Source organism: Autumnicola aciditolerans (assembly GCF_041679265.1).
Classification (GTDB): domain Bacteria; phylum Bacteroidota; class Bacteroidia; order Flavobacteriales; family Flavobacteriaceae; genus Autumnicola.
Genome location: NZ_JBGFSM010000002.1, coordinates 299,379 through 324,039 on the forward strand (window position 1 = coordinate 299,379; position 24,661 = coordinate 324,039).

20 protein-coding genes and 1 pseudogene are annotated in these 24,661 nt (G+C 38.3%); 16 read left to right on the top strand and 5 right to left on the bottom strand.

Translation table 11 applies throughout. From position 1 onward, the window contains the following. The 10 genes from AB8M93_RS03055 to AB8M93_RS03100 all read left to right on the top strand — a co-directional run bounded on the left by AB8M93_RS03055 (nt 1) and on the right by AB8M93_RS03100 (nt 10,875). Nucleotides 1–687, top strand: coding sequence for an acylneuraminate cytidylyltransferase family protein (locus AB8M93_RS03055; protein ID WP_373056160.1), 687 nt, complete (start codon nt 1–3; stop codon nt 685–687). Further along, nucleotides 668–1,288, top strand: coding sequence for an HAD family hydrolase (locus AB8M93_RS03060; protein WP_373056161.1), 621 nt, complete (start codon nt 668–670; stop codon nt 1,286–1,288). Before AB8M93_RS03055 ends, AB8M93_RS03060 begins: the two co-directional genes overlap by 20 nt. Then, on the top strand, nt 1,285–2,019 hold the full coding sequence (locus AB8M93_RS03065) for a glycosyltransferase family 29 protein (protein ID WP_373056162.1): 735 nt from the start codon (nt 1,285–1,287) through the stop codon (nt 2,017–2,019). Before AB8M93_RS03060 ends, AB8M93_RS03065 begins: the two co-directional genes overlap by 4 nt. Continuing rightward, nucleotides 2,016–3,173 carry a glycosyltransferase family 4 protein gene (locus tag AB8M93_RS03070; protein ID WP_373056163.1) on the top strand — a complete coding sequence of 386 codons (1,158 nt, stop codon included), beginning with the start codon at nt 2,016–2,018 and terminating at the stop codon, nt 3,171–3,173. The genes AB8M93_RS03065 and AB8M93_RS03070 overlap by 4 nt, the downstream gene beginning before the upstream one ends. A gap of 104 nt (nt 3,174–3,277) precedes the next feature. Further along, on the top strand, nt 3,278–3,889 hold the full coding sequence (locus AB8M93_RS03075; RefSeq protein ID WP_373056215.1) for a sugar transferase: 612 nt from the start codon (nt 3,278–3,280) through the stop codon (nt 3,887–3,889). After that, nucleotides 3,886–4,488, top strand: coding sequence for an acetyltransferase (locus AB8M93_RS03080; RefSeq protein WP_373056164.1), 603 nt, complete (start codon nt 3,886–3,888; stop codon nt 4,486–4,488). The genes AB8M93_RS03075 and AB8M93_RS03080 overlap by 4 nt, the downstream gene beginning before the upstream one ends. Further along, nucleotides 4,488–5,633, top strand: coding sequence for a DegT/DnrJ/EryC1/StrS family aminotransferase (locus tag AB8M93_RS03085; RefSeq protein WP_373056165.1), 1,146 nt, complete (start codon nt 4,488–4,490; stop codon nt 5,631–5,633). Before AB8M93_RS03080 ends, AB8M93_RS03085 begins: the two co-directional genes overlap by 1 nt. A 15-nt stretch (nt 5,634–5,648) precedes the next feature. Further along, complete coding sequence (locus AB8M93_RS03090) at nt 5,649–7,625, top strand: polysaccharide biosynthesis protein (RefSeq protein ID WP_373056166.1); 1,977 nt, start codon at nt 5,649–5,651, stop codon at nt 7,623–7,625. A 179-nt stretch (nt 7,626–7,804) separates the two neighbouring features. Continuing rightward, a complete protein-coding gene (locus AB8M93_RS03095; RefSeq protein ID WP_373056167.1) occupies nt 7,805–8,455 on the top strand; it encodes a polysaccharide biosynthesis/export family protein in 651 nt (216 codons plus the stop codon). Nucleotides 8,456–8,460: 5 nt separating this feature from the next. Next, a complete protein-coding gene (locus AB8M93_RS03100) occupies nt 8,461–10,875 on the top strand; it encodes a GumC family protein (protein WP_373056168.1) in 2,415 nt (804 codons plus the stop codon). A gap of 139 nt (nt 10,876–11,014) precedes the next feature. Here AB8M93_RS03100 and AB8M93_RS03105 read toward each other — a convergent pair whose 3' ends face one another. Beyond that, nucleotides 11,015–11,746: a tyrosine-protein phosphatase gene (locus tag AB8M93_RS03105; RefSeq protein WP_373056169.1), complete on the bottom strand. Its 732-nt coding sequence runs from the start codon at nt 11,744–11,746 to the stop codon at nt 11,015–11,017. 76 nt (nt 11,747–11,822) lie between these two features. Here AB8M93_RS03105 and AB8M93_RS03110 point away from each other — a divergent pair, with 76 nt between their 5' ends. After that, on the top strand, nt 11,823–13,172 hold the full coding sequence (locus AB8M93_RS03110) for a capsule assembly Wzi family protein (RefSeq protein ID WP_373056170.1): 1,350 nt from the start codon (nt 11,823–11,825) through the stop codon (nt 13,170–13,172). Here AB8M93_RS03110 and AB8M93_RS03115 read toward each other — a convergent pair. Further along, nucleotides 13,169–13,987, bottom strand: coding sequence for an endonuclease/exonuclease/phosphatase family protein (locus tag AB8M93_RS03115; RefSeq protein WP_373056171.1), 819 nt, complete (start codon nt 13,985–13,987; stop codon nt 13,169–13,171). The genes AB8M93_RS03110 and AB8M93_RS03115 overlap by 4 nt on opposite strands. Nucleotides 13,988–14,258: 271 nt before the next feature. Continuing rightward, nucleotides 14,259–15,080: a phosphatase PAP2 family protein gene (locus AB8M93_RS03120; RefSeq protein ID WP_373056172.1), complete on the bottom strand. Its 822-nt coding sequence runs from the start codon at nt 15,078–15,080 to the stop codon at nt 14,259–14,261. A gap of 331 nt (nt 15,081–15,411) precedes the next feature. Here AB8M93_RS03120 and AB8M93_RS03125 point away from each other — a divergent pair, with 331 nt between their 5' ends. From AB8M93_RS03125 to thrC, 5 genes are all read left to right on the top strand, one after another. After that, complete coding sequence (locus AB8M93_RS03125; RefSeq protein ID WP_373056173.1) at nt 15,412–16,542, top strand: vWA domain-containing protein; 1,131 nt, start codon at nt 15,412–15,414, stop codon at nt 16,540–16,542. A 12-nt stretch (nt 16,543–16,554) separates the two neighbouring features. Next, nucleotides 16,555–18,018, top strand: a complete 1,464-nt coding sequence (locus AB8M93_RS03130; protein ID WP_373056174.1) for a magnesium chelatase — start codon at nt 16,555–16,557, stop codon at nt 18,016–18,018. 342 nt (nt 18,019–18,360) lie between these two features. Next, nucleotides 18,361–20,808, top strand: coding sequence for a bifunctional aspartate kinase/homoserine dehydrogenase I (thrA, locus tag AB8M93_RS03135; RefSeq protein ID WP_373056175.1), 2,448 nt, complete (start codon nt 18,361–18,363; stop codon nt 20,806–20,808). Between the two features lie 4 nt (nt 20,809–20,812). Then, complete coding sequence (locus AB8M93_RS03140; RefSeq protein ID WP_373056176.1) at nt 20,813–21,736, top strand: homoserine kinase; 924 nt, start codon at nt 20,813–20,815, stop codon at nt 21,734–21,736. Further along, nucleotides 21,733–23,028: a threonine synthase gene (gene thrC, locus AB8M93_RS03145; protein ID WP_373056177.1), complete on the top strand. Its 1,296-nt coding sequence runs from the start codon at nt 21,733–21,735 to the stop codon at nt 23,026–23,028. Before AB8M93_RS03140 ends, thrC begins: the two co-directional genes overlap by 4 nt. Before the next feature lie 100 nt (nt 23,029–23,128). On the opposite strand, the gene AB8M93_RS03150 is transcribed toward thrC, so the two are convergent. After that, nucleotides 23,129–23,371: a hypothetical protein gene (locus AB8M93_RS03150; protein WP_373056178.1), complete on the bottom strand. Its 243-nt coding sequence runs from the start codon at nt 23,369–23,371 to the stop codon at nt 23,129–23,131. Between the two features lie 31 nt (nt 23,372–23,402). Next, nucleotides 23,403–24,596 (bottom strand): annotated as a pseudogene (locus AB8M93_RS03155) (S10 family peptidase); the annotation flags it as partial. Nucleotides 24,597–24,661: the final 65 nt, after the last annotated feature.

Consider the following 24,661-nt stretch of genomic DNA (forward strand, 5'->3'; position numbering starts at 1 on the left):
ATGGCAATTTCAGTATTTCTACCGGTACGTAAAGGAAGCGAACGCATTAAGAATAAAAACACAAGAAAATTCTCTGTTTTTGAAGGTGGACTCCTGGAATTAAAACTTTTACAATTAAAGGAAGTAGAAGGAATAGAGGAAATTATTTTATCAACAAACGATGAAGATTGCTGGGAAGTAGGCGAGCGTTTTAAAAATAGTATTCCCAGGCTACGTATTGAGCAGCGTCCAGATGATTTAGGCAGGGCAGAAACTAACCTTCAGGACCTTATAAAACATGCAGGAGAATTGTCAAATTCAGAAGATATTTTGTGGACACATGTCACTTCTCCGCTTTTTAATGCTGCTAATTATGAAAATGCTGTTAAAAAATACGCTAATATCCAGAAACCAGGATATGATTCTTTAATTTCGGGCACAAAGTATCGGGATTTTCTTATCGATAAGGATACGGGAGTTCTGGTAAATAATCACGGCAGATTAGAATGGCCTAGAACCCAGGATCTTGCAGACTGGTTTGAGGTTGATAATGCAGTGTTTATTACCTCGGCAAGCAATTTTAGGAATGGCAAAAGAACTGGTAAAAACCCTTATCTGTTTGAGAATAATAGAATAAATGCCATTGATGTAGATTATGAGGAGGATTTTTTAATAGCTGAAGCTGTTTATGAAAGAATTTATAGGTAAAAAAATAATACTTTGGGATTTTGACGGAGTGATAGTTGATTCTATGGCGGTGAGGGAAAAAGGCTTTTGGGAGACTTTAAGCAATTTTCCGAAAGAACAGGTTGATAAATTAATTACCTACCATAAAAAGAACGGCGGGTTGTCCCGGTATGTCAAGTTCAGGTATTTCTTTGAAGAAATAAGAAAAGAGAAGGCAGATGAAAAAGAAGTAGATAAACTCTCTGCTGAGTTTTCTGAAATTATGCGGAAGCGTTTAGTTGATAAAAACATACTTATAGATGAGGTTGTGAATTTTATCAGGAACAATCATGAAAATTTTAAAATGCATATCGTTTCGGGTTCTGATGGGGAAGAACTAAGGTTTTTGTGCAGGGAACTGGGTATTTCTTCTTATTTTATTTCCATAGAAGGCTCTCCCACTCCTAAAATTGAATTAGTGGAAAACCTTCTCATTAAGTACAAGTATAAGAAGGAAGAGGCGTGTTTAATTGGCGATTCGATTAATGATAAGGAAGCGGCTGAGCGCAATGAAATAGATTTTGTTGGCTATAATAATACAGAATTAGAAAATGAAAATGGCTATATCAAATCTTTCCGATGAGGTTAAAAAAAGATATTAAAGCCTTTTCTTTAATGGCAACTTCTTTAAAAACCTTTAAACCTGAAGAAGAATTTAAAGGAAAAAGAGTAGCCGTAGTTGGTGCTGCAGATTCTGTTTTTAAGGAAAGGAAAGGAGATTTTATTGATGACCATGACGTGGTGGTGCGTATAAATAAAAGTCCGCATACCTGGACCGCAGAGCAATCACCGTTTATAGGGTCTAAATTCACCATTCTATTTCATAGTTTTTTTGAAAATGAAAATAGTGGTGGCGGAAAGATTGACTGGGAAATATTCAGAGAAAAAGGAATATTAAAGGTCATTAATCCCAATCCTACAAGCGCCGGTTTGCTGGCACATTTTAATTATTATAAAAGGCATAATTCCGCCGAGAAAACCTATTTATTGAAAAGGAAAAACTATAATTTTTTTAAAAAGAACCTTAAAGGCTTTACGCCAACTGTGGGATATGCAGCATTAAGTTCTGTATTGCAGGCCGAATGTAAAGAGGTCTATATTACCGGTTTCACCTTTTTTAAAACCCCCTATGCCTCAGGATACCGGCCAAAATTGGAAAAAATGGATGCTAATAGGGAACATATAAAAAATCAGGGGCTTCATAATCCAGATCTTGAACTGGAATCTTTTAGGCATGACTTTGCGCAAACAAGGTGTGAAAATGTGCTTTTGGATAAAGAGTTGGTAAAAGTAATGGAAGGAGAAACGGGATGAGATTTTTATACTACAGCACTTCTTATTATGCCAACCATGGAGGGAGCATTCAATCTATTGAGTTTTATAAAAGTCTCGATGATATTAAATCAATAGATGAAAAATTTATTTTTCCCGAAAAAGGCGGTGGAGAGAATTATAATGGTAAATTCAGAAATCTACTGCGAAGTTTTCTAAGAAAGATTCCCTGGTTACAGGTATTACTATTTTATAGAAGAAATAATTTTCATCTCAAAGGATTAAAAAATAAAATAAGGGAAATTAATCCGGATGTGCTTTTTATACAAATTGATTCCAATTTTCTTCAGATTAAGAGAATTAAAGAAAGTTTTCCAAATCTTTTAATTTGCACACAGGTAAATGGGTCTCCTTTTGACGAACCGTTTAAAAATATTGGTCAGAAGAAAAAATTTTTAAAAATTCAGAGAAATAGTTATGAGTTAACAGATTTGAACATCTTTATCTCAGATTTTTCAAGAAGGCGTATTATGGGAAAATCTTTAAATAAAGCTCGGGATAAGGTTATTCATAATGGCACAAATACAGATAAATTTTATCCCATCCTCAATAAGCAAAGCCTGCGCAGCAAAATGGGATACCCCAATAAATTCAATATCGGTTATTTAGGTACTTTAGATTTCCATAAACAGCTATTAATTCTTATAGAGGTGTTTTATGATTTAAAACAAAAGTATCCAGATTTAAGACTTATAATTATAGGAGATGGCCCTGCTTACTCAAAAATAAGGGAGAAAGTAAAGCAGTATCAACTGGAGGAGTTCGTAGAACTTAAAGGCTGGATTAAACATGATGAAATTAATGATCACATAAATTGTTTTGATGTTGCCGTACATCATTATGCGAACAACTATATGAATCCTTTAAAGGTCTTTGAGTATTTAGCGGCTGGATTACCCGTTTTGGCCCCAGACATTCCTTCAGTTAGAGAGGCTTTTAAAGACGGAGTAGATCTTATAATTACAGGAAGCTCCAAAGAAGAGATTTTAGAAAATCTGGAGGCTTTAATTATTAACCGGCAACTTAGGGAGAGACTCTCACAGAACCAGCATCTAATAAAAAAAATTGCTGAAAATTATACCTGGAAAAGATATAGTGAGCGTATAGTAAATCAAATAGAAACTTTAAGATCGTAATGATGTTCAAATTATTAATTTTCCAAAAAAGCCTTTTATAGAGGGCAACACAATAAGTAAAGCAACAAAATGATAAATAAAAGATCAGGGATCTACAGATGAATATTTACAAAAACTTCTTTAAACCTGTTATAGATGTTGTTATTGCCTTACTGGCATTAATTGTGTTAAGTCCGTTATTAATAATCGTCTTTCTGTTATTAGCTTTGGCCAATAATGGTAAACCACTATTTTTTCAGAAGAGGCCGGGTAAAGATGGTAAAATATACAACATCGTGAAGTTTCGTACCATGAATGAAAAGAGAGATAAAAATCAGGAACTTCTACCAGATGCTGAAAGATTGACAAAGACAGGAAAAATAGTTCGAAAAACATCTATAGATGAAATTCCTCAACTCTGGAATGTTCTTACTGGAGATATGAGTTTAATTGGTCCAAGACCACTTTTGCCCGAATATTTAGCACTTTATGATGAATTCCAGAAAAGGCGACATGAAGTAAAACCTGGGATTACGGGTTGGGCACAGGTAAATGGAAGAAATACGATTACCTGGGAACAAAAGTTTAAGTTGGATGTGTGGTATGTAGACCATATTTCTTTTTTTCTTGACCTAAAAATTATTTTTAAAACCATAAATAAAGTATTGGTTTCAGATGGCATAAATACACAGGGAATGGCAACAACACAACCATTTAAAGGAAGTAAGAAGGCATGAATATTTACGGAGCAAGCGGGCATGCCAGGGTAATCTTAGATATTTTGAAATCTACAAATACCGAGGTTCATTATATTTTTGATGATGATAAGGACATCTGCAAGATTGGGGGTTATCCTGTAGCACATGAGTGGAGTAGTAAAATGCTGAAGCATCCTACCCTTATTGCAATTGGTGAAAATCAGGTAAGGAAAAAGGTGGTAAATAATTTTAAAGGTGAAATTGCCCCGCCCTTAGCTCATCGCTCCTCCATAATTTCAGATTCCGCTGTTTTAAAAGCTGGAACAGTGGTCATGGCCAACGCCGTAATTAATTCTGAAGCACACATCGGGAAACATTGTATAGTGAATACAGCAGCAGTTATTGAGCATGAAGTTGTATTAGGAAACTACGTACATATTTCACCGGGAGCAATTCTTACAGGAAATGTAAAAATTGGAGAGGGCGCTCATATTGGTGCCGGAGTCTCTGTAATTCCTGGAGTCCACATTGGGAAATGGGCGATTATAGGTGCCGGGGCAGTAGTTATAAATGATATTCCGGATTTTGCAGTAGTGGTTGGAAATCCTGGAAGAATAATAAAAAACAGAAGAGTATAATGAAAGAAAAAATATGGCTTTCTTCCCCGCATATGGGAGGAAACGAGCAAAACTACATTAATGAAGCCTTTCAGGAAAACTGGATAGCACCGCTTGGCCCCAATGTTAGTGGATTGGAAAATGACCTTCAAAAATATCTCACTCAGGAGGGTACCGGCAATATTGAAGTTGCAGCTTTAAGTTCTGGTACAGCTGCCCTTCATCTTGCACTCATTTTGTTAGGAGTTGAACGGGGTGACGAGGTAATATGCCAGAGCATGACATTTGCAGCTTCTGCAAATCCAATTGCATATCTTGGAGCAACCCCTGTGTTTATTGATAGCGAGGAAGACACACTTAATTTAAGTCCAGCTTATTTAGAAGAAGCTATAAAGGACAGGATGGCTAAAGGAAAAAAACCTAAAGCCATAATTGCAGTGCATTTATACGGAATGCCCTATAAGGTAGATGAAATCCATAGTATTGCTGGAAAATACGAAATTCCTGTAATTGAAGATAGTGCGGAGGCCCTGGGAAGTTCTTATAAAGGCCGTAAATGTGGTACCTTTGGAGAAATAGCAATATTATCTTTTAATGGGAATAAAATAATCACTACCTCTGGAGGAGGCGCTTTAGTATCTAGGAATGAAGCCATAAAAAAGAAAGCAGTTTTCCTGGCCACCCAGGCAAGAGATGATGCACCACATTATCAGCATAGCGAAATTGGCTATAATTACAGGATGAGTAATATTTGTGCGGGCATAGGCAGAGGGCAGATGGAGGTTCTGGATCAGCGGGTGCAGCAACGTAGAAGCATGAATGCTTTTTATAATCAATTATTTAGTGATTTTGAGGGCTTAACTGTTCATAATGAACCTAATAATAACTATTTTTGTAATCATTGGCTTACAGTAATAAGCTTTGATGCGAATTCTGGTAAATTTTCAGGAGAAGGCTTGCGTAAACATATGGAAAAAGAAAATATTGAAAGTCGGCCGTTGTGGAAACCTATGCATATGCAACCGGTTTTTTCTAATGCACCTTTTTATGGCAGATTAACAGCTGAAAATTTGTTTGAAAATGGTCTCTGTCTCCCTTCCGGATCAAATTTATCTGAAGAAGATAAAGGCCGGATCACAGAATCAATTCAACAATATTTTAAATAGATATCTTTTTATTTAATGTGGAATAAAATACATAATACTTTCAGGAAATTTACCACCGGGCCAGATAATTCGCTAGATCTACGAAATATAAAATACCTCCCAAGATGGGTGGTTTTTTTAATTGACATAGGTCTGGTGACCATTTCTTCTATATGTACTGCTTTTATATTGCTTGATCTCACTTCTAATGTGTACGGCTTAATAGATATGGCGGATAAAGGTGTTATTATCCTGCTCATCAACATTTTCTTCTTTTATGTCTTTAAGACCTATGCCGGTATTATTAGATATTCTTCAAATATTGATGCTTTAAAGTTGCTTCTGGCAACGCTGAGCTCCTTTTTTACGCTTCTTATCATTAACCTGATTACCTCTCTAATTATTAATGAGAAAATCTTTCTGTTTGGTGCGCTGCTTATAAATCTATGGATCTCTTTTTCTCTGCTTTTCCTTTTTAGACTGGCCGTAAAGCAGATTTACGAGTATTTCAAGTTTGTTCAAAAAGATGAAAAATTAATAAAGGCTGTTATCCTGGGAGCAGATGAAAACGCCATCTCTATTGCAGGTGCACTAGACCTGGAGCATCCCCGGCGGTTTAAGATAGTAGGCTTTCTTACAAATGAAAGGCATAATAAAAGCATAAGGCTTCTGGATAAGCCTGTTTTAAGATATGGTCAATATGTTCATGAAGAGGTACAGTCTCTCAAGGCAGATGCTGTGGTTTTTTCAGAAAGTAAATTTTCTGCAGAAGAGAAATTTAGAATTGTGGAAAATTGTCTTGAACATGGAGTAAGTGTTTATAATGCGCCACTTGTTTCTACCTGGGGAGAAGATAAACCTATAGCTCAAAAAGTGCAAAGTCTTCAGATTGAAGATCTTCTGGATAGGGAACCTATTCAGCTTGATGTTCAGAATAAAATAGACCAGCTAACGGGGAAAACGATACTGGTAACAGGAGGCGCTGGCTCTATAGGAAGCGAAATCGTAAGACAGGTGGCAGGTTATAATCCTAAAAGATTAATTATTCTCGATCAGGCAGAAACTCCTTTGCACAACGTTCAATTAGAAATAGAAGCAAAATTTCCTGACTTAGATTACAAATGTATTATCTGTGATGTAGGAAACTTAAAGCGTCTTGAACTTATGTTCATTAATAATAGTATTGATGTAATATATCATGCTGCCGCATATAAGCACGTACCTCTAATGGAGCAAAATCCACATGAAGCGGTATTTGTAAATATTGCCGGGACTAAAAACCTTGCAGATCTTGCTTTAAAATATAATACGGGTCATTTTGTAATGGTTTCTACAGACAAAGCGGTAAACCCCAGTAATGTGATGGGAGCTTCTAAAAGGGCTGCAGAGATGTATGTTCAATCCCTTTACCACAGTCAGCTGTCTAAAGGTATAGAGACAACAAAATTTATTACCACTCGTTTCGGTAATGTCCTGGGCTCAAATGGTTCAGTAGTGCCACTTTTCAAGAAGCAGATTGAAAAGGGAGGCCCTGTTACCATTACTCATCCCGGAATAATCAGGTACTTTATGACGATTCCTGAGGCCTGCCAGCTCGTTTTAGAAGCTGGAGCTATGGGAAAAGGAGGGGAGATATTTGTATTTGACATGGGAGAACCTGTTAAAATTATGGACTTGGCTATAAAGATGATTAAACTAGCCGGGTATGAGCCAAATAAGCATATTAATATTCGTATAACCGGTTTGCGTCCCGGAGAAAAATTATACGAAGAACTTTTAAATGATGAATGTAAAACATTGCCTACCCATCATAAGAAAATTATGATAGGCCAGGATGTGGCAAGAGATTTTGATTTAATAAGTACCAAGATAAAGGAGATAATAAAATCTGCAAATAAGTTGAAGAGCGATAAAGTTGTAGCTAAATTAAAGGAGCTTATTCCTGAATTTATAAGCAATAATTCTTCTTTTCAAAAATTGGATAAAGTAGAGAGTAATTCGAAAACAGATTAGATATTAACAATAATTTACTTTCATTTGCTTACGTATAATTTATATCCTTATATATTTGCATTTTTTGAATATACACCATGAAAAAACTCCTCTTTTTAATTTTTAGCACCATATTTTTATCAAGTTGTTCAACCCGGGATGAAATTGTTTATTTTCAGAATTCTGAGAAACTAGAAGGTATGGAAAACTTATTAGATTATCAGGCAGTTATTCAACCTAATGATGTGCTTTATATAAGGGTTTCTTCACAAATTCCGGAGGTAGTGGAGCCTTTCCAAAGAACTATGGGAAACCAACAAGGTGGAGGAGGCCAAAATATTTCTCTTTCAGGATATTTAGTAGATCCTGAAGGATTTATTCAATATCCGGTTTTAGGGCAGGTACATGTGGCCCAGCTTACCAGGGGAGAGCTGGAGCAGATGCTACAGCAAAAAATAAGAAAATACGTTACTGATGCAGTGGTTAATGTGAGATTTTTAAATTACACCGTCACGGTGTTGGGAGAAGTTAATGCGCGCGTTCCGGTACAGGATGGTCGTATTTCCATGCCACAGTTACTGGCAGAAGCTGGTGGAATTCCTTATACGGGACAACGTGAAAATATTAAAATTATAAGAGAGGTAAATGGCGTTAAATCTGTTGGATATATAGATATGACAGATTCAGATCTTTTTAATAGCCCTTACTATTACCTAAGGCAAAATGATATTGTTTATATTGAACCAACCTACAGGCAGGTAAAATCTGCCGGTTTTTTTACCAGTTATCAGGGTATAATTTCTATAGGGACTACAATTATTAGTCTTTACCTACTTATAAATAGTCTTTAGAATTAATGGAGGAACTAGAGGATTATCAGGAAAATAATCAGCAGGAATCGAGCTTTGATCTTAAGGCCGAGCTTTTTAAATATCTGACTCATTGGAAGTGGTTGTTATTTGGGCTTTTAATGGGCGGCTTAATAGCTTACCTATACAACCGCTATACTATCCCGGAATATTATTCTGAATCTTCCATGATGATCGTAAAAGATCAGGATAAAAGAGTAATGAGTGCTATCCCTTCTGGCGGTAACTCTATACTTTCACTTGAAACTTCAAGTCTGGCCAACCAAATTGTAACCCTTAAATCCAAACAACTTGTTGAAGGAGTGGTAGACGAGTTGGATCATAACATTTCCTATTATGTGGAGGGAAATGTTATTACTGTGGAAGCTTATAAAAGTAGCCCCATAGTATTTAGTTTTCAAACCCCCGACTCCATACTTAATTATGTTTCCAGAAGCTTTTTGGTTAGTCCAAGACAGGGAAACCAGTTTTTGCTGCAGGAAGAAGCAACAGGCTATTCCAAATTGCATGAATTAAATGAAGATATCATAGTTGGCGGGCTTAATTTTTCAGTACAAAGAAGAGGTACAGGTAATGCTCCTGTGGAATGGAACAATCCTGTAATTGTGAAGATTACACCCATTAATGAGGTGGTAAGCAACTACATTAATGAACTCATTATTGGGCAAAAAGGAAAGGCTGAAGATGTACTGGCTTTAGGAGTAATACAGGAATCTCCATTAAAATCTGAGGACTTTCTAAATAAGTTGATGGAGAATTTTAATGAAGAAGGGGTGGCAGATAAACGTGAGGTGGCAGAAAATACGACCGCCTTTATACAAGAGCGCCTGGAAATTATTACTGAAGAACTTGATTCTGTAGAAGGAGGTATGGCCGATTTTAAGCGGGAGAATCAGGTTATGGATGTTTCCAGCGGTGCTCAGGAATTCCGTTCGCGCTACTCTTCTGCTGAACAGGAAATATTTGGATTGGAAACCCAGCTCGAACTTGTGAATTCTGTACAAAACAGGTTACAACGGCAGGAGGAATATTCCCTGCTTCCTTCTGATGTGGGAATTTCAGAAAGTGGTATCTCCAGCCAAATCGAGAATTATAATACTCTTGTCCTTCAACGGAACGACTTATTAAGTACTTCCACAACAGAAAATCCTGTTATTCAAAGGATAGATGATCAATTGGGTTCTATTCGAAATAACCTGCTTAACAATATAGAGAATACAAAAGAATCTTTACGACTAAAAAGAAGTGAATTGCTTAAAAGGGAAAGTACTGCACAAGGACAGTTCAGTAGTTTTCCCGGCCTGGAACGTGGTATAAGAAGTATTGAACGCCAACAGCAAATAAAAGAGCAGCTCTATCTATTTTTACTACAGCGCCGGGAAGAAGCGGCGATATCTTTTGCATCAACTTCTGCCGTAGCCAGGGTAGTAGATCCTGCTTTTACCTATGCAGATCCCGTAGACCCAAAACCAGGTTTAATTTTGGCAGGTGGTTTTCTTATAGGATTATTAATTCCAATATTAGTTATTTTTATAAAGAATTTCCTGGATACTAAAGTCCATCATAAGGGAGATCTGCAAAGCCTCACAAAAAGTGTTCCTTTTATAGGAGAGGTTCCCCGGGTAAATACAGGCCATCACGATGTCATTGAAGTTAATGACCGTTCGCCCCTGGCGGAGTCCTTCAGGATTTTAAGGACAAATATGGCATACCTTATTAATAGGAAGAATAAAGAAAAAGGCGAGATAATATTTGTTACTTCTACTATTAAGGGAGAAGGTAAAACCTTTATTTCATACAATCTTGCACGAACTTTCGCAAGCACCAAAAAGAAAGTTCTGTTAATAGGTGCAGATATAAGAAATCCAAAACTTCACAGGTACACTTCCAGTACGGTGGCAGATAAAGGACTGTCAGATTATTTGTATGACTATGAGATTACAGAAGACGATATAATTGTATCTTCTAAGGAAGATGATATTAAGGTAGATTTAATCCTTTCTGGGGCTATTCCCCCAAACCCGGCAGAACTTTTCATGAATGACAGGATGAAGAAACTTTTAGATGATGCTTCAATTAAATATGATTATGTAATAGTGGATACTGCACCTACTATGATTGTTACAGATACTTTACTTATTAGCCCCCTTGCAGATACCACTATTTATGTAACCAGAGCCGAGTTTACAGAAAAGAAGTTATTGGAATTTCCTAAAGAATTGAAAAAGCAGGGTAAATTAAAAGGCCTTGCTGTTCTTTTAAATGATGTAGATTACTCTAAATTCTCGTATGGTGCAAAATACGGCTATGCCTATGGGTATGGTTATGGATATGGAAAAGATGAAGAAAGCAAGATTAAAAAAATTTTTAAAAATCCTTTCTCCAAGGCTAAAAACAAATAAACTACTGCATTTTTGCAGGTCATTTTCAAACGCTCTTTAGATGGGAATGTTAATGTTACCCCAACCAATTTCCTTAAACTGACATATACTTCGTATTGTTTTAAAAGGTGGATTGATCTTCCTGGTTTAGATTATATATTTAAATGAAGAGGGATTTGCAGTTTGCAATAACCGGTTTTAATAATTCTATTCTTTTTTTTGATAATTTCAGGTGCTGTATCTTGATGAGATGTTCCAGCCTGTGGCAGTCGCTGCTTATAAAATCTATAAATCCATTTTCCAGTAAAGTGTAAGCCATTTTTTCAATTCCTTTACCATAATGGCCGGATAAGGATAGAATATTTATCTGGAATTTGCATCCCCTGGACTTTAGATCTTCATATTTTTTCAATTGCCTGGAATGAAGATAGGGATATCTTTCCGGATGCGCCAGAATAGGTTTGAGGCCTTTATTCTGAATTTTAAAGAGAATTTCATTCAGATTGATGGGAGGTTGAAAAAAGGACATCTCTACCAGGATGTAGGATTGATTTAAAGTAAGAATATCATTAGCTTCTAAAATTTCCACAAAATGCTGATCCATCATATATTCAGCGGCTGCACGTACCTTAATTTCTTCCGGGAGTTCTTTTTTTAGTTGCTTAAGTGCACTGTTTATGGTGCTTGGTGTGTTGGGATAATATTCTCCCATTACATGTGGAGTAGCTACAAAGGAACTAATTCCAATTTCTCGGAATTTTTCTATAAGTTCAAGGCTTTCAGCTATAGAAGAAGCACCATCATCTATTCCCGGAAGAAGATGGTTATGAAAATCTGTAAATCCATCCAGGTAATTTGTGAGATACTCTTTTTTTTGAAAAATTGAAAGCATAGGTTCTTTATTACTGCACAAAATTACATAATTTTGATCGCAACCTATTCCGTATAACGGACTTTTCATTTATTCTATGAAGTTTCATAAAATTGCCCTGAATCTCTTTTTTTCTTTTTTCATATTCCTGGCCTCTGGTCAGGATTTAGAATATGACTTAAGTTTAAATGGTTTTGGGAACGCATACTCAGGTGAAGAATCACCGTTTTGGTTGCATACAAACAAAAGAGGGCGTTTAGATGAAACTGCAAATTTTGCTACCTGGGTTAATGGTATTGCCAGAAACTACTTTAATAATGAGGCTTTTCTGGAAGTAGGGATGGGCTTTTTATTCCAGGATGGATATGTAGACAGGCTGCGGTTTGATGAATCTTATATTCGTTTCCAAAATTCCTGGTTAAAAGCTACTGCTGGAAGAAAACAGGAAGAGGAATTATATCGTGGGCTCAGCGCAACCAATAAAAATATGGCATGGTCCCTGAATTCCAGGCCACTCCTTGGAATTAGCATTGAGACTGCCAGGCCAATATTTATAGCAAATAATAGAGGTCTGGGATTTACAGCTTCTTATGCAGAATATATTATGGACGATGACCGGTTTGTAAAAGATACCAGGGTTCATCATAAAAGTTTCAATTTAATTTATAAATTTTCTGGTAATTTTAAACTTTCTGCCGGTTTACAGCAGTATGTACAATGGGCCGGTACCTCTCCGGAATATGGAAAACTTAACTCCAGCTTTAAAGATTACATAAACGTATTCTTAGGCTTAAAGGACGATGTGGAAGGGCGGGAGGAAAACGCTGCGGGCAACCAAATAGGAGTATATGAAGTAAAACTGGACACCGAAATTGATGAATATCAAATAAAATTAGTCTACAATCATCTTTTTGAAGATGGCTCAGGAAGAATGCTTTACAATACCCCCGATGGCAGGTACGGCGTGTATATTGAAGACACTTATAAACTATCTGAAAAAGCCTGGGTAAAGGCCATTATGTATGAGCTATATTATACTTTAGACCAAAGCAGGGGCAGTGGTACCACGGATGGAGAAGATAATTATTTTGTTCATAACCTTTATAAGTCTGGTTGGACTTACGAGCACAAGGTTATTGGTGTACCCTATATTACAATGAATGAAGAAAGGACAAGGGTTTATAATAATACCCTGGTTGCTCATCATTTAGCCTTAACAGGAATGGCTTTTAATGAATATTTATATAAGCTAGTGATGAGTTACCGTCTCAATTACGGGTATAAAGGAAATCAAGAACTGGATAATACCATCTTCTCAACTTTTCTGGATGCTGAAGTCTATAACTTCAATAACTTTATTATAGATGTGCAGTTGGGAGCCGATTTTATTTCCGATGCTCCCGCAAACATAGGGGCGGGAGTGAAGCTTTCCAAAAAACTTTATTAAACCGCCTTTTCTCGCGGATTGGCATCTTCAATTTTCTCTTCAGCCCATTCTTTTTCCTCTTCTTCAGCCTCAGGTTCTTCCTGGATAAGCTCAGCCCGCGGTTCATAGTTTAGTTTTATGTACATAGGGAAATGATCAGAGCCTATGTTGCGTTCACTGGCAATATCGATTAAAGTAAAATCGTTGCTATGAAAAACATGGTCCAGGGGCCAACGCAACAATTTATAATTAGCATTAAAAGTATTAAAAAAGCCTCTCCCTACCCTTGGATCCAGTAATCGGCTCAATTTCTTAAACAATCTGGTGGTTCGGGACCAGGCGACATCATTTAAATCACCAAAGACCACCACCGGTTCCTTATCTACCCTAATATCCCTTCCAAGCATAAGCAATTCGGCATCCCGGTTGGTAGAGGTATCAGCTTCTGTTGGGCTGGGGGGCATGGGGTGCAGACAGTGAAAGCGTATCCTGCGCTTATTCCTGAGCCTTAAGTAGCCGTCAATAGAAGGGATGTCATCCTGAACAATAAACCTTACCCGCTCTTCTTCAAGCTTTAATTTTGAATACAAATGCATTCCATAGAGGTTATCCTGTGGTACTTTAACCGTATATGGATAATCTTTTTCCAAAACAGCCAGCTCCTTTTCCCATTTTTTGTCAGTTTCAAGGGTGAGCAAAATATCAGGATCCCTTTCTCTTACTAACTTTAAAAGTTCTGAATACTTTTTATTTGGAGTTAGCACATTGCTCACCAAAATAGAGAGGGTGGCATCGGGATCGTCTCCCGCAAATTCCAAAACATCCTTTTTTGCCATTGGGGTAAATGGAAAGATTTTCTTCAGTTGATAAAAAAGGCTGAGAACTAAAATGCCAACAGCTATGAAATGCCAGGTTTCCTCAAAAGAGTAAGAGAATATTGAGAAAACTATTACTATTAATATTAAAAAGCTTATTTGTACCCTGGGAAAATCGAATCCCCGGATCCACCATTGATCAAATCTGGTTAAGGAAGCCAGGCTCGGGATAATCATTAAAAAAGAAAAGAATAATAGGATTATTTCTGTTATTCTCATAGGGGAGATCTTTTTAAAACCGGTATGAAATGCCGAGGCCTCTGGAGTTCATTCCGGAACCATTAATATTAAATTGAACTGTTGGATATACTTCCAAATTTTTATTTTCCTTTTTATGCAGTTGAGGAATAAGAATTCCGCAGGCGGCACCTATTCCTAATCCTATCAAATTATCGGTAAGAAAATGTTTCCCTGCATCTATTCTTAGATATCCAACAAATGCAGGAATAGCTGCTGCACCAGTCCAAATATATGGCAATGCAGCAGAATCAGGATTAAAGTCCTGAAAAACTTTTGCCGCAAAAAAAGTGGCTGCCGCTGTGGCAGCTGTATGCCCGGCAAAAAATGAACGTTGAGCATCACTATCTAACCTGTCTTCTTCAGAAAGCCCTTTGTTATATACCAGTGGGCGGCTTTTTTCTACCAGCGCAGCTGTTATGGTAAACATTGCGCCGGTAGTTGCCATAGTTTCTATAAAAAGTACTGAGATCTGTCCAAAATTGTTCCTTTCATTCCTACTGCTTAAAAACAAAAGGGGAAGGGCAAAGGAACCATAGAATGGAATATAACTAAGTTCATCTGCACTTTTAGAATAATTTCCGGCAGCCCACCGGTCTACAGCCCAAATATCCTCCCTGTTAAGTGCTTCAAGATCAGCCGTGGAAAGATTATCTTTATTCTGAATCATAAGAACTCCCAGGACATTTAATCCAACTCCCCCGGTTACCCATGCTCCATCCTTCCAGAAATCTGTTTTATATGGAGAAGTTCCATTTTGAGCACTTAAGGAAAAACATATAAAGAATACAAGAAGAACGGTTAAATATCTATGCATAAAGATTAATTTTTTCAAATTTCCCTTTAATACTTAAATTTTTAAAGCTTTTAAGAAAATAATAACGTAGGTCCCTCCAGGCCAAATGATAAATTTCTCCTTCTTTAAATTGTAACCGCTTGTTCCGGTTCCATTTGAATAATTTACTATGTTCTACTTCGTTTTTAAAAATAAAGGATTTTCTAAAATATTTTTACTTACTGGTCTTTTTTTTTAAGGATCTTCTGAAATTGTTATGAGAAGAAATCCGATTTTGGGATTAACAAAAAATTAAATCCTGTTCATGAGAATTGTATTTCATCTTCTGTTCAAAATACATTACTTTTAAGACATGAAGAAGAAAAACGAAATGGAAAGGAGAGGGTTCGTTTTCAAAAAATTTGAAGAACCTTCAAAAACCCCTTTTGAAAAGCTTTTTGAGATTTTCAAGGAATTAATCACCCATACTTCGGGAGATTTAGATGAGGCTTTGGACTGGCTTGAACAACTGGACAAGGAGTATAAGCTTACAGATGAGGACTACACCCTGGATGATTTTATAGAAGACCTTAAGAAAAAAGGCTACATAAGGGAAGAAATAGATCCTGATGAAGGAGGCGGCATGGTAATTACTGCCAAAACCGAAAGAGCGATAAGGCAGCAGGCCCTGGATCAGATTTTTGGAAAACTCAAAAAAGGAACCTCTGGAAATCACCGTACAAATCGTACAGGAAGGGGAGATGAGCATACCGGCGACTATAGAGGATACCAGTTTGGCGATTCTCTGGACAGTATTTCTATGACTGAAAGTTTGCGGAATGCCCAGATTAATAATGGCGCCGGAGACTTCAATATGACCCAGGATGATCTTGTGGTTGAAGAAACTCACTATAAATCCCAGATGAGCACCGTGCTCATGATCGATATTAGCCACAGTATGATCCTGTATGGGGAAGACAGAATTACTCCCGCAAAAAAAGTCGCTATGGCTTTAGCTGAACTTATTACTACTAGGTATCCCAAAGATACCCTGGATATTCTGGTTTTTGGGAATGATGCCTGGCCAATATCAATTGCAGATTTGCCTTATTTAAAAGTTGGCCCTTATCATACCAATACCGTGGCTGGCTTGCAGCTGGCTATGGACTTGCTTAGGCGAAAAAGAAATACCAATAAGCAAATTTTTATGATTACCGATGGGAAACCAAGCTGTATAAGGGAAAGAGATGGTTCTTATTATAAAAACAGTATGGGGCTTGATCCTTATATTGTAGACAAGTGTTATAATGCAGCAAGGCAGGCGAGAAAATTGCACGTTCCCATTACCACTTTTATGATTGCCCAGGATCCATATCTTACGCAATTTGTGCGGGAATTTACCCAGGCAAACCAGGGAAAAGCCTTCTATACCGGATTAAAAGGCCTTGGTGAAATGATCTTTGAAGATTATGAGGCAAACCGAAAAAAAAGAATCAGAGGATAAAAAAGAAAAAGCATGAATATTGAAAATATAAAAACACTCGGCGCATTAAAAGATGCCGGATACAAGAGTAAAAGCATAAAAGAAGAACTCAGGCAGAATCTTATTTCAAAAATTAAAAATGATGAATCTGCTTTTGAAGGAATCCATGGCTATACCAATACCGTAATTCCTGAACTGGAGCGCGCAATCCTCTCAAAGCACAATATCAATCTATTGGGCTTGCGCGGCCAGGCTAAAACCCGTCTTGCCAGATTAATGGTAAACCTGCTGGATGAGTACATTCCGGTGGTGGAAGGTTCTGAAATTAATGACGATCCGTTAAACCCCGTGTCGCGCTATTCCAAAGAGCTCATTAAAGAAAAAGGAGCAGATACTCCTGTTTCATGGATACATAGGGAAGAACGATTTTATGAAAAACTGGCCACCCCAGACGTTACGGTAGCCGATCTTATAGGGGACGTAGACCCCATAAAAGCGGCAAATTTAAAGCTTAGTTATGCTGATGACCGGGTAATCCACTTCGGAATGATCCCAAGGGCTAACCGAAGTATTTTTGTAATTAATGAGCTGCCAGATTTGCAGGCACGCATCCAGGTGGCCTTGTTTAATATTCTGCAGGAAGGGGATATCCAGATTAGGGGATTTAAGTTAAGGCTTCCACTGGACCTTCAATTTGTTTTTACGGCGAATCCTGAAGATTATACCAACAGGGGAAGCATTGTGACGCCGTTAAAAGACAGGATTGGTTCCCAGATTCTCACTCATTATCCTGAAACTATTGAAATTGCGAAAACCATCACCCAGCAGGAAGCAAAACTGGATAGCCGGCAGGCAGAGCTGGTGTACGTTCCGGAACTTGCAAAAGACTTGCTGGAACAAATAAGCTTTGAAGCTCGTGACAGCGAATTTATAGACGAGAAAAGTGGGATAAGTGCGCGTATGAGTATTACTGCTTATGAAAATTTGCTAAGCGCGGCGGAAAGACGCAGCCTGAAAGCTGAAGATGATAAAACACTACTTAGGTTTGGCGATTTCCTTGGAGTAATTCCATCTATTACCGGTAAAGTAGAACTGGTTTATGAGGGAGAACAGGAAGGAGCTGCCGCTGTAGCGATGGAACTTATAGGAGATGCGGTGAAAACCCTCTTTCCAAATTATTTTCCGAAGATCGAAAAGCTTCAAAAAGCAGAAGATAAGAGTCCTTACGATGATTTAGTAGAATGGTTTTTTGAACAGAGCGGTTTTGAACTGCCAGATGATCTTCCCGATGAGGAATACAAGGAAAAACTTGATTCTATCAGGCCACTTAATGATTTAATGAAAAAGTATCAGCCGGAAATTAGCAAAGAAGATAGTTACTTCTATAAAGAATTTTTGCTTTGGGGGCTTGTGGAGTACAAAAAGCTTAGCAAACACAGGTTTTCACAGGGCGTACAATTTAAAGATCTCTACGGAAGCTATATTAGTGGCCTTTAATATCTTATTCCGAATAAATTACAGAATACCTGATCTCGTTGCAGATCAGGTATTTTTTTTTGCTCATAATGAGAAAATCATAATAATGAATCAAATTATTTAATTTTGTTTTTTTTACATCTAAAATTATATACTTTTATCAGCAGTTTAGCCAAAATAATGCGAACCATAAAAGCACATAGTATTCTTTCTATTTTCACCGCAATCTCTGCACACGGTATTTTTACTATGATTATTATTACTGGCATTACCCCTTTGGGGTAATTGTATATAAACTTCCGTCCGTACCTGTACCTGGTAAATTAAAATTCATTTTTCAAAATAAATACATATTCAAAAAATATGAATATCTTAAAATTTGGAGGTTCTTCTTTAGCATCTCCCGAGCGTATTAAATTAGTAGCTGAGACTGTTCAGGAACATTTAAAAAAAGATTCAACAATTGCCGTTTTCTCTGCTTTTGGAGGCGTAACAAATGATCTTTTGTTAATGGCTGAACTGGCTTCTGTAGAAGACGATTCTTATAAAGAAATCCTTTCAAAAAACGAAAAAAGACATCTGGATGCGGTAAAGGAATTAATTCCCGTACAAGCTCAAAGCGCTATTTTGAGCAGGGTAAAAACCGAGTTTAACCGCCTGGAAACACTTTATGAAGGCGTTTATCTGCTAAATGAACTTTCCAATAAAACCCGGCATGTGGTTTCTGGATTTGGAGAAATTCTTTCTTCTCTTATTATAACAGAATACTTTAAAAGTCTCAATATAAATGTGGGGTTTGTAGATTCGAGAGAGATTATTGTTTGCAGGAATGTGAACGAAAAGGTGCAGGTGAATTATGAAGAGACTTACGCTAATATTAAGGCTTTCTTTAAAGAGGCAAGTAATGAGCTTTATGTGGTGCCTGGTTTTGTGGCAAAGACAAGTCAGGGGGTTCCAAGCACTTTAGGCCGCGGCGGATCAGATTTTACGGCTGCTATTTTTGCCGGTGCCCTGGAAGCAGATGAGGTTTTAATCTATACCGATGTAAACGGGATGTACACGGCCAATCCAAGTCTGGTTCCGCAGGCATACCCGCTAAAAAATATCTCCTACGAAGAAGCCATGGAGCTTTCGCATTTTGGTGCCAAGGTTTTATACCCGCCTACTTTGCAGCCACTGCTGGATAAGCAAATTAAGATCCACATAAAAAATACTTTCAAACCTAAAGAAGAGGGGACTGTTATTTCCAGGTCCAGCAAAGAAAATTTTCGGTGGGTAACGGGCATCACTCATATAGATTCTATCAAATTGCTGAATATAGAAGGCTCTGGAATGGTTGGTATTCCCGGTTTTTCCAAGCGCTTTTTTGAAGTTTTGTTCCAGGAAAATATAAACGTGGTATTAATCACCCAGGCTTCTTCAGAACATAGTATTTGTATAGCGGTAAAAGATGACGAAGCTGAAGCTGCCAAAGAAGCGCTTGATGCCGCTTTTGAAGCTGAAATTGAACATAAAAAGATCAAACCAGTCCAAATTGAAGAGAACGTGGCCATTGTTGCCCTTGTAGGGGACAGCATGAAAAGCCACCACGGCCTTAGCGGTAAAATGTTCAGTGCTTTAGGGAACAATAATATTAATATTCGTGCGATCGCTCAGGGTTCTTCAGAAAGGAATATTTCAGCCGTTATTGCTAAAAAAGATGTCAAAAAAGCATTAAACACCTTGCATGAGCAATTTTTTGAGGTGCCTTCAAAAGAGCTCAACCTTTTTGTTACAGGTGTGGGAAATGTGGGAAGTAAATTACTCGCCCAGCTTAAAAAACAGGAAAATTACCTGTTGGAAAAACTCCGGCTGAAGGTGCGGGTACTGGGACTTTCCAATTCTCGAAAAATGTATTTTGATGAAGAAGGTATAGATTTGGAAAAATGGCAGGAACTGCTGGAAAATGGAGAAAAAGCCAACAAGCAGGAATTTTTTGATAAAATAAATACCCTGAATTTGCGTAACAGCATTTTTGTGGACAATACTGCTAGTGCCGAGATTGCCGGATGGTACAAAGAATATCTTGGCAATTCCATTTCTGTGGTAACCTGCAATAAAATTGCCTGTGCCGATGATTTTGTGAATTATCAGCAACTGCAAAACCTGGCCAGGGAATATGGCGCCTCTTTTTTATACGAAACCAACGTGGGCGCGGGATTACCCATTATCGACACCCTCAAAAATCTGATGGCTTCAGGAGACCAGATTCAAAAGATACAGGCAGTGCTTTCGGGCAGTCTCAACTTTGTGTTCAACACCTATAAGGCGAAAGATCCTTTTTATAAAACTGTGGAAATGGCCATGGAAGAAGGTTATACAGAACCTGATCCTAAAATTGACCTGAGCGGGGTAGATGTAGCCAGGAAAATACTGATCCTTGCCCGGGAAAGCGGACTCAAAATGGAACTTGAAGATATAGAACGCGAAGATTTTCTTTCTGAAGAAAGCCTGAATTCTGAAAGTAACGAAGCCTTTTTTAAACTGTTGAAGCAGGACGAACCTAAATTTCAGGAAATATTCAAAAATGCAGAAGAAAATAATGCCCAGTTAAAGTATGTGGCCCAACTGGAAAATGGAAAAGCTAAAGTAGGACTGCAGCAGGTAAGAGCCGACCATCCATTTTACAATCTTAGCGGGAGTGACAATATCGTGCTGTTTTTTACAGACAGGTATAGTGAGCAACCATTAATTGTTAAAGGAGCCGGTGCCGGGGCAGAGGTTACTGCATCTGGAATCTTTGCCGATGTAATAAGAATAGGAAAAAAATAACTTTATGGGCCAGATAAAAATTTTTTCCCCTGCAACTGTGGCAAATTTGTCCTGTGGCTTTGATGTATTGGGATGTTGCCTGGATAATGTGGGGGATATAATGACTATTCGGGAAAATGATGTTCAGGAAATAAGAATTACAAAAATTATCGGACAGAATTTACCCATGGAAACCGGTAAAAATGTGGCCGGAGTGGCTGCTAAATCAATTCTTTCCACGTTAAAAAGCTCACAAGGCTTTGATATTGAAATTGAAAAAAAAATAAAGGCGGGCAGCGGGATTGGCAGTAGTGCCGCCAGTGCTGCCGGGGCGGTTTTTGCTGTAAATAAACTTATGGGAGACCCCTTTACCGCGTCCCAATTAATTCCTTTTGCCATGGAAGGTGAAAAGCTGGCCAGTGGCAATGCGCATGCAGATAATGTTGCGCCGGCGCTTTTAGGAGGTTTTAGCCTTGTAAAAAGCTACGAACCCCTGGAAGTGATAAGCCTGCCCACCCCGGAAGAGCTGCGTGTGGTGGTGCTTCATCCTCTAATTGAAATTAAAACCAGAGATTCCCGCTCTATCCTCAGGCAAAGCGTTAGCTTAGAAAAGGCAATTAAGCAGTGGGGAAATTTAGGAGCCTTAATAAGCGCCCTTTATACCAGGGATTATGAGCTTTTTGGCCGAAGCCTTCAGGATGAAATTGTAGAACCGGTACGTTCCATTCTCATTCCTTATTTTGATGAGCTGAAGAAAATAGCTGCTGAAAACGGCGCGCTGGGATTTGGGATTTCAGGTTCCGGGCCTTCGGTTTATGCCATGTGCAGGGGAGATGAAGTTGCTGAAAAAGTAAAATCTTCAATTAAGGAATTTTATAAATCCAAGGCCATAGATTTTGAGTTGCATCTTTCTGAAATCAATCCCCACGGAATAAAAATATTATCATGAATTACTTCAGTTTAAATAACAGGGAACACCAGACGAATTTTGAAAATGCCGTGGTAAGAGGGCTGGCGCCTGATAAAGGCCTCTATTTTCCGCAGAAAATAAATAAGTTGCCACCGCGCTTTTTCGAGGAAATCCAGGTTCTGGATAAAACAGAAATCGGGTTTGAAGCCATAAAAGATTATGTGGGAGAGGAAATTCCGGAAAACAGGCTTAAAGAAATTATATCCGAAACCCTGGATTTTGATTTTCCGGTAGTGCCGGTAGAGGAGAACATTGGCAGCCTGGAACTTTTCCATGGTCCCACACTTGCCTTTAAAGATGTGGGGGCCAGGTTTATGGCGGGCAGTCTTGGATACTTTGTGGAAAAAGGCAAAATTGATAAACTCACGGTTCTTGTGGCAACTTCTGGCGATACCGGCGGCGCGGTAGCTAACGGATTTCTTGGAGTTGACGGGATAGATGTGGTGATTCTCTATCCCAAAGGAAAAGTGAGCGAAATCCAGGAAAAACAATTGACGACCTTAGGGCAGAACGTTACCGCGCTGGAAGTAGATGGCGCTTTTGACCAGTGCCAGGATATGGTTAAAAAAGCCTTTCTGGATGATGAAATTCAGCAGAAAAGGCAGCTGACTTCTGCAAATTCGATTAACGTGGCCAGATGGCTTCCGCAGATGTTTTATTATTTCTTGGCATATAAGCAGCTAAAAGAGCAGAAAAGAAAACTGGTCTTTTCAGTGCCCAGCGGGAATTTCGGGAATATTTGCGCCGGGATGCTGGCTCGGGAAATGGGATTGCCAATAGCCCATTTTGTGGCTTCAAATAATGCCAACAATGTGGTAACGCGATACCTTGAACATGGAAAATATGAGCCAAAGGATAGCGTCCAAACCATATCCAATGCGATGGATGTCGGGAACCCGAGCAATTTTGTAAGGGTTTTGGAACTGTTCGAAAATAAATTCGGAAACCTTAAAAAGTACCTTTCTTCTTATAGTTTTGATGATCTTGCCACGAAAATGGCCATTAATGAAGTGTATGAAAAAACCGGCTATGTTATGGACCCTCATGGGGCGGTAGGATATTTAGGCTTAAAGATGTTTCTGAAAGATCATAAAAATTACCACGGGACCTTTCTTGAAACCGCTCATCCGGTTAAATTCCTGGAGACTGTGGAAGAGGTAATAGATAAAAAAGTTGAAATTCCAGCTGCTATTGAAGGTATCCTGAATAAAAGGAAAAAAGCCCATCAAATAAGTGATTATGATGAGCTTAAGAATTATCTTCTGAAGTGATGATTTTAACCTCACAGGTGTTCCAAACCTGTGAGGTTTTAAGATCAAAATTCAGCATTTTTAGAGGTGCATCTTTTTTGGGCCGGGAATCTGGCTTATGCTATGAAGATTCAGTAACACGATTTAAGATTAATTCACCTACACAAAATTCTAAAGGCCCGCAAGGATCAAAATCAAAAAGCAATTCTTCGCCATCAACTGAAAAATCAAAGCTCCATTCTACCTCTTCCTGCATTAAGCTCAGGTCATCAAGGCTTATAAATTGCGAGGCTTCAGTGTTAGAATTCCATTGATCATAAATTAAATTCATGCGATTACCTTCAGTATTAAAATTCCCTTTCATTTGTATATTATAACCTTCAATAACATTGGTACTTGTCCCAGGGATGTACCGGTCCAAACATGAAATACTTTAAATCTGTTTTAAAATTGAGCTCTTCCCGTAAATAATGATTAATGGCCGGAGTGAAAGAATGTAACCAGGAGGTAAGCTCGGCATTATAATCAGGAGAATCGCCAGCCTCTTTTTCATCCAAACCTAAATATCTCGAATCCAGCCTTCCAATAGTGTAACCAGATTTATTGCGGAGCAGCTCCTTCCAGAAGTACCGTATGGGCACTTCAAGATTATTCTGAAGGATAACCTCTTCTGAAATTCCCGAATAATAGGCCATTTTTTCAGCGATTTCCTCCCGCCTGGATTCTTCTGCAAATCCTCCTTTTACCAGTACCGGTAAAACTTCATTAACAGCATATTTTTCCACTTCAGGCAATAATTCTTCCAGCTCTTTTTGCTGAAGTTCGGCAGGCAAAGCTTTATGATACCAGGCTGCAGCGGCAAAATAAGGGAGACGATTGGCTATTTCTACAGGGCCTTCACGTTCTATACCCAGTTCTGTGGGAGATACCAGTATCACCCCGTTAAGATACATCCACTGGCTGCTCTGCAGTTCCAGTGCCAGCCCGGAAACCCTGGTGGTTCCGTAACTTTCTCCAATAAGGTATTTTGGAGATAGCCAGCGGCTGTTTCGGGTAACAAAAGTATTTATCCATTCTGCCAGGTAGGCAATATCAGCATTAACGCCAAAGAATTTCTCACGGTCCACTTTGCCCTCAGCATCTGGAATAGGCCGCGAAAACCCGGTGTTAACGGGATTTACGTATACAATGTCTGCCACGTCCAGAATAGAATATGGGTTTTCTTTAATTCCGTAAGGCTGTATGGGAAATCCTTCGTCATCAATTTTCAACAATCTTGGCCCGGTGTAGGCAATATGCATCCAGGCCGAAGCAGAGCCGGGGCCTCCATTAAAAGAAATAACTAGAGGTCGGTTTTCAGTATTTTTGATATCGCTTCTTTTATAGTAAGTGTAATAAAGGCTGGCAATTGGCTCTCCGTCTTCATTCCAAACCGGCTGCATTCCCGTAGTGGCGGAATAGTTAATATTCTGGCCTTTAATTTTAACCGAATGTTGGGTAACCACTGTGGTGTCCAGGGGAATTTTTATCGCCTGAGCGAAAGTTGTAATTGAAAATAGCAGAATAAAAAGCTTGGCGAAGTACTTCATTAGTTCGATTTTTAAATTTGAGCCGAAAAATACTTCTAATGGAACAAAACCACAAGGCCAAGGCA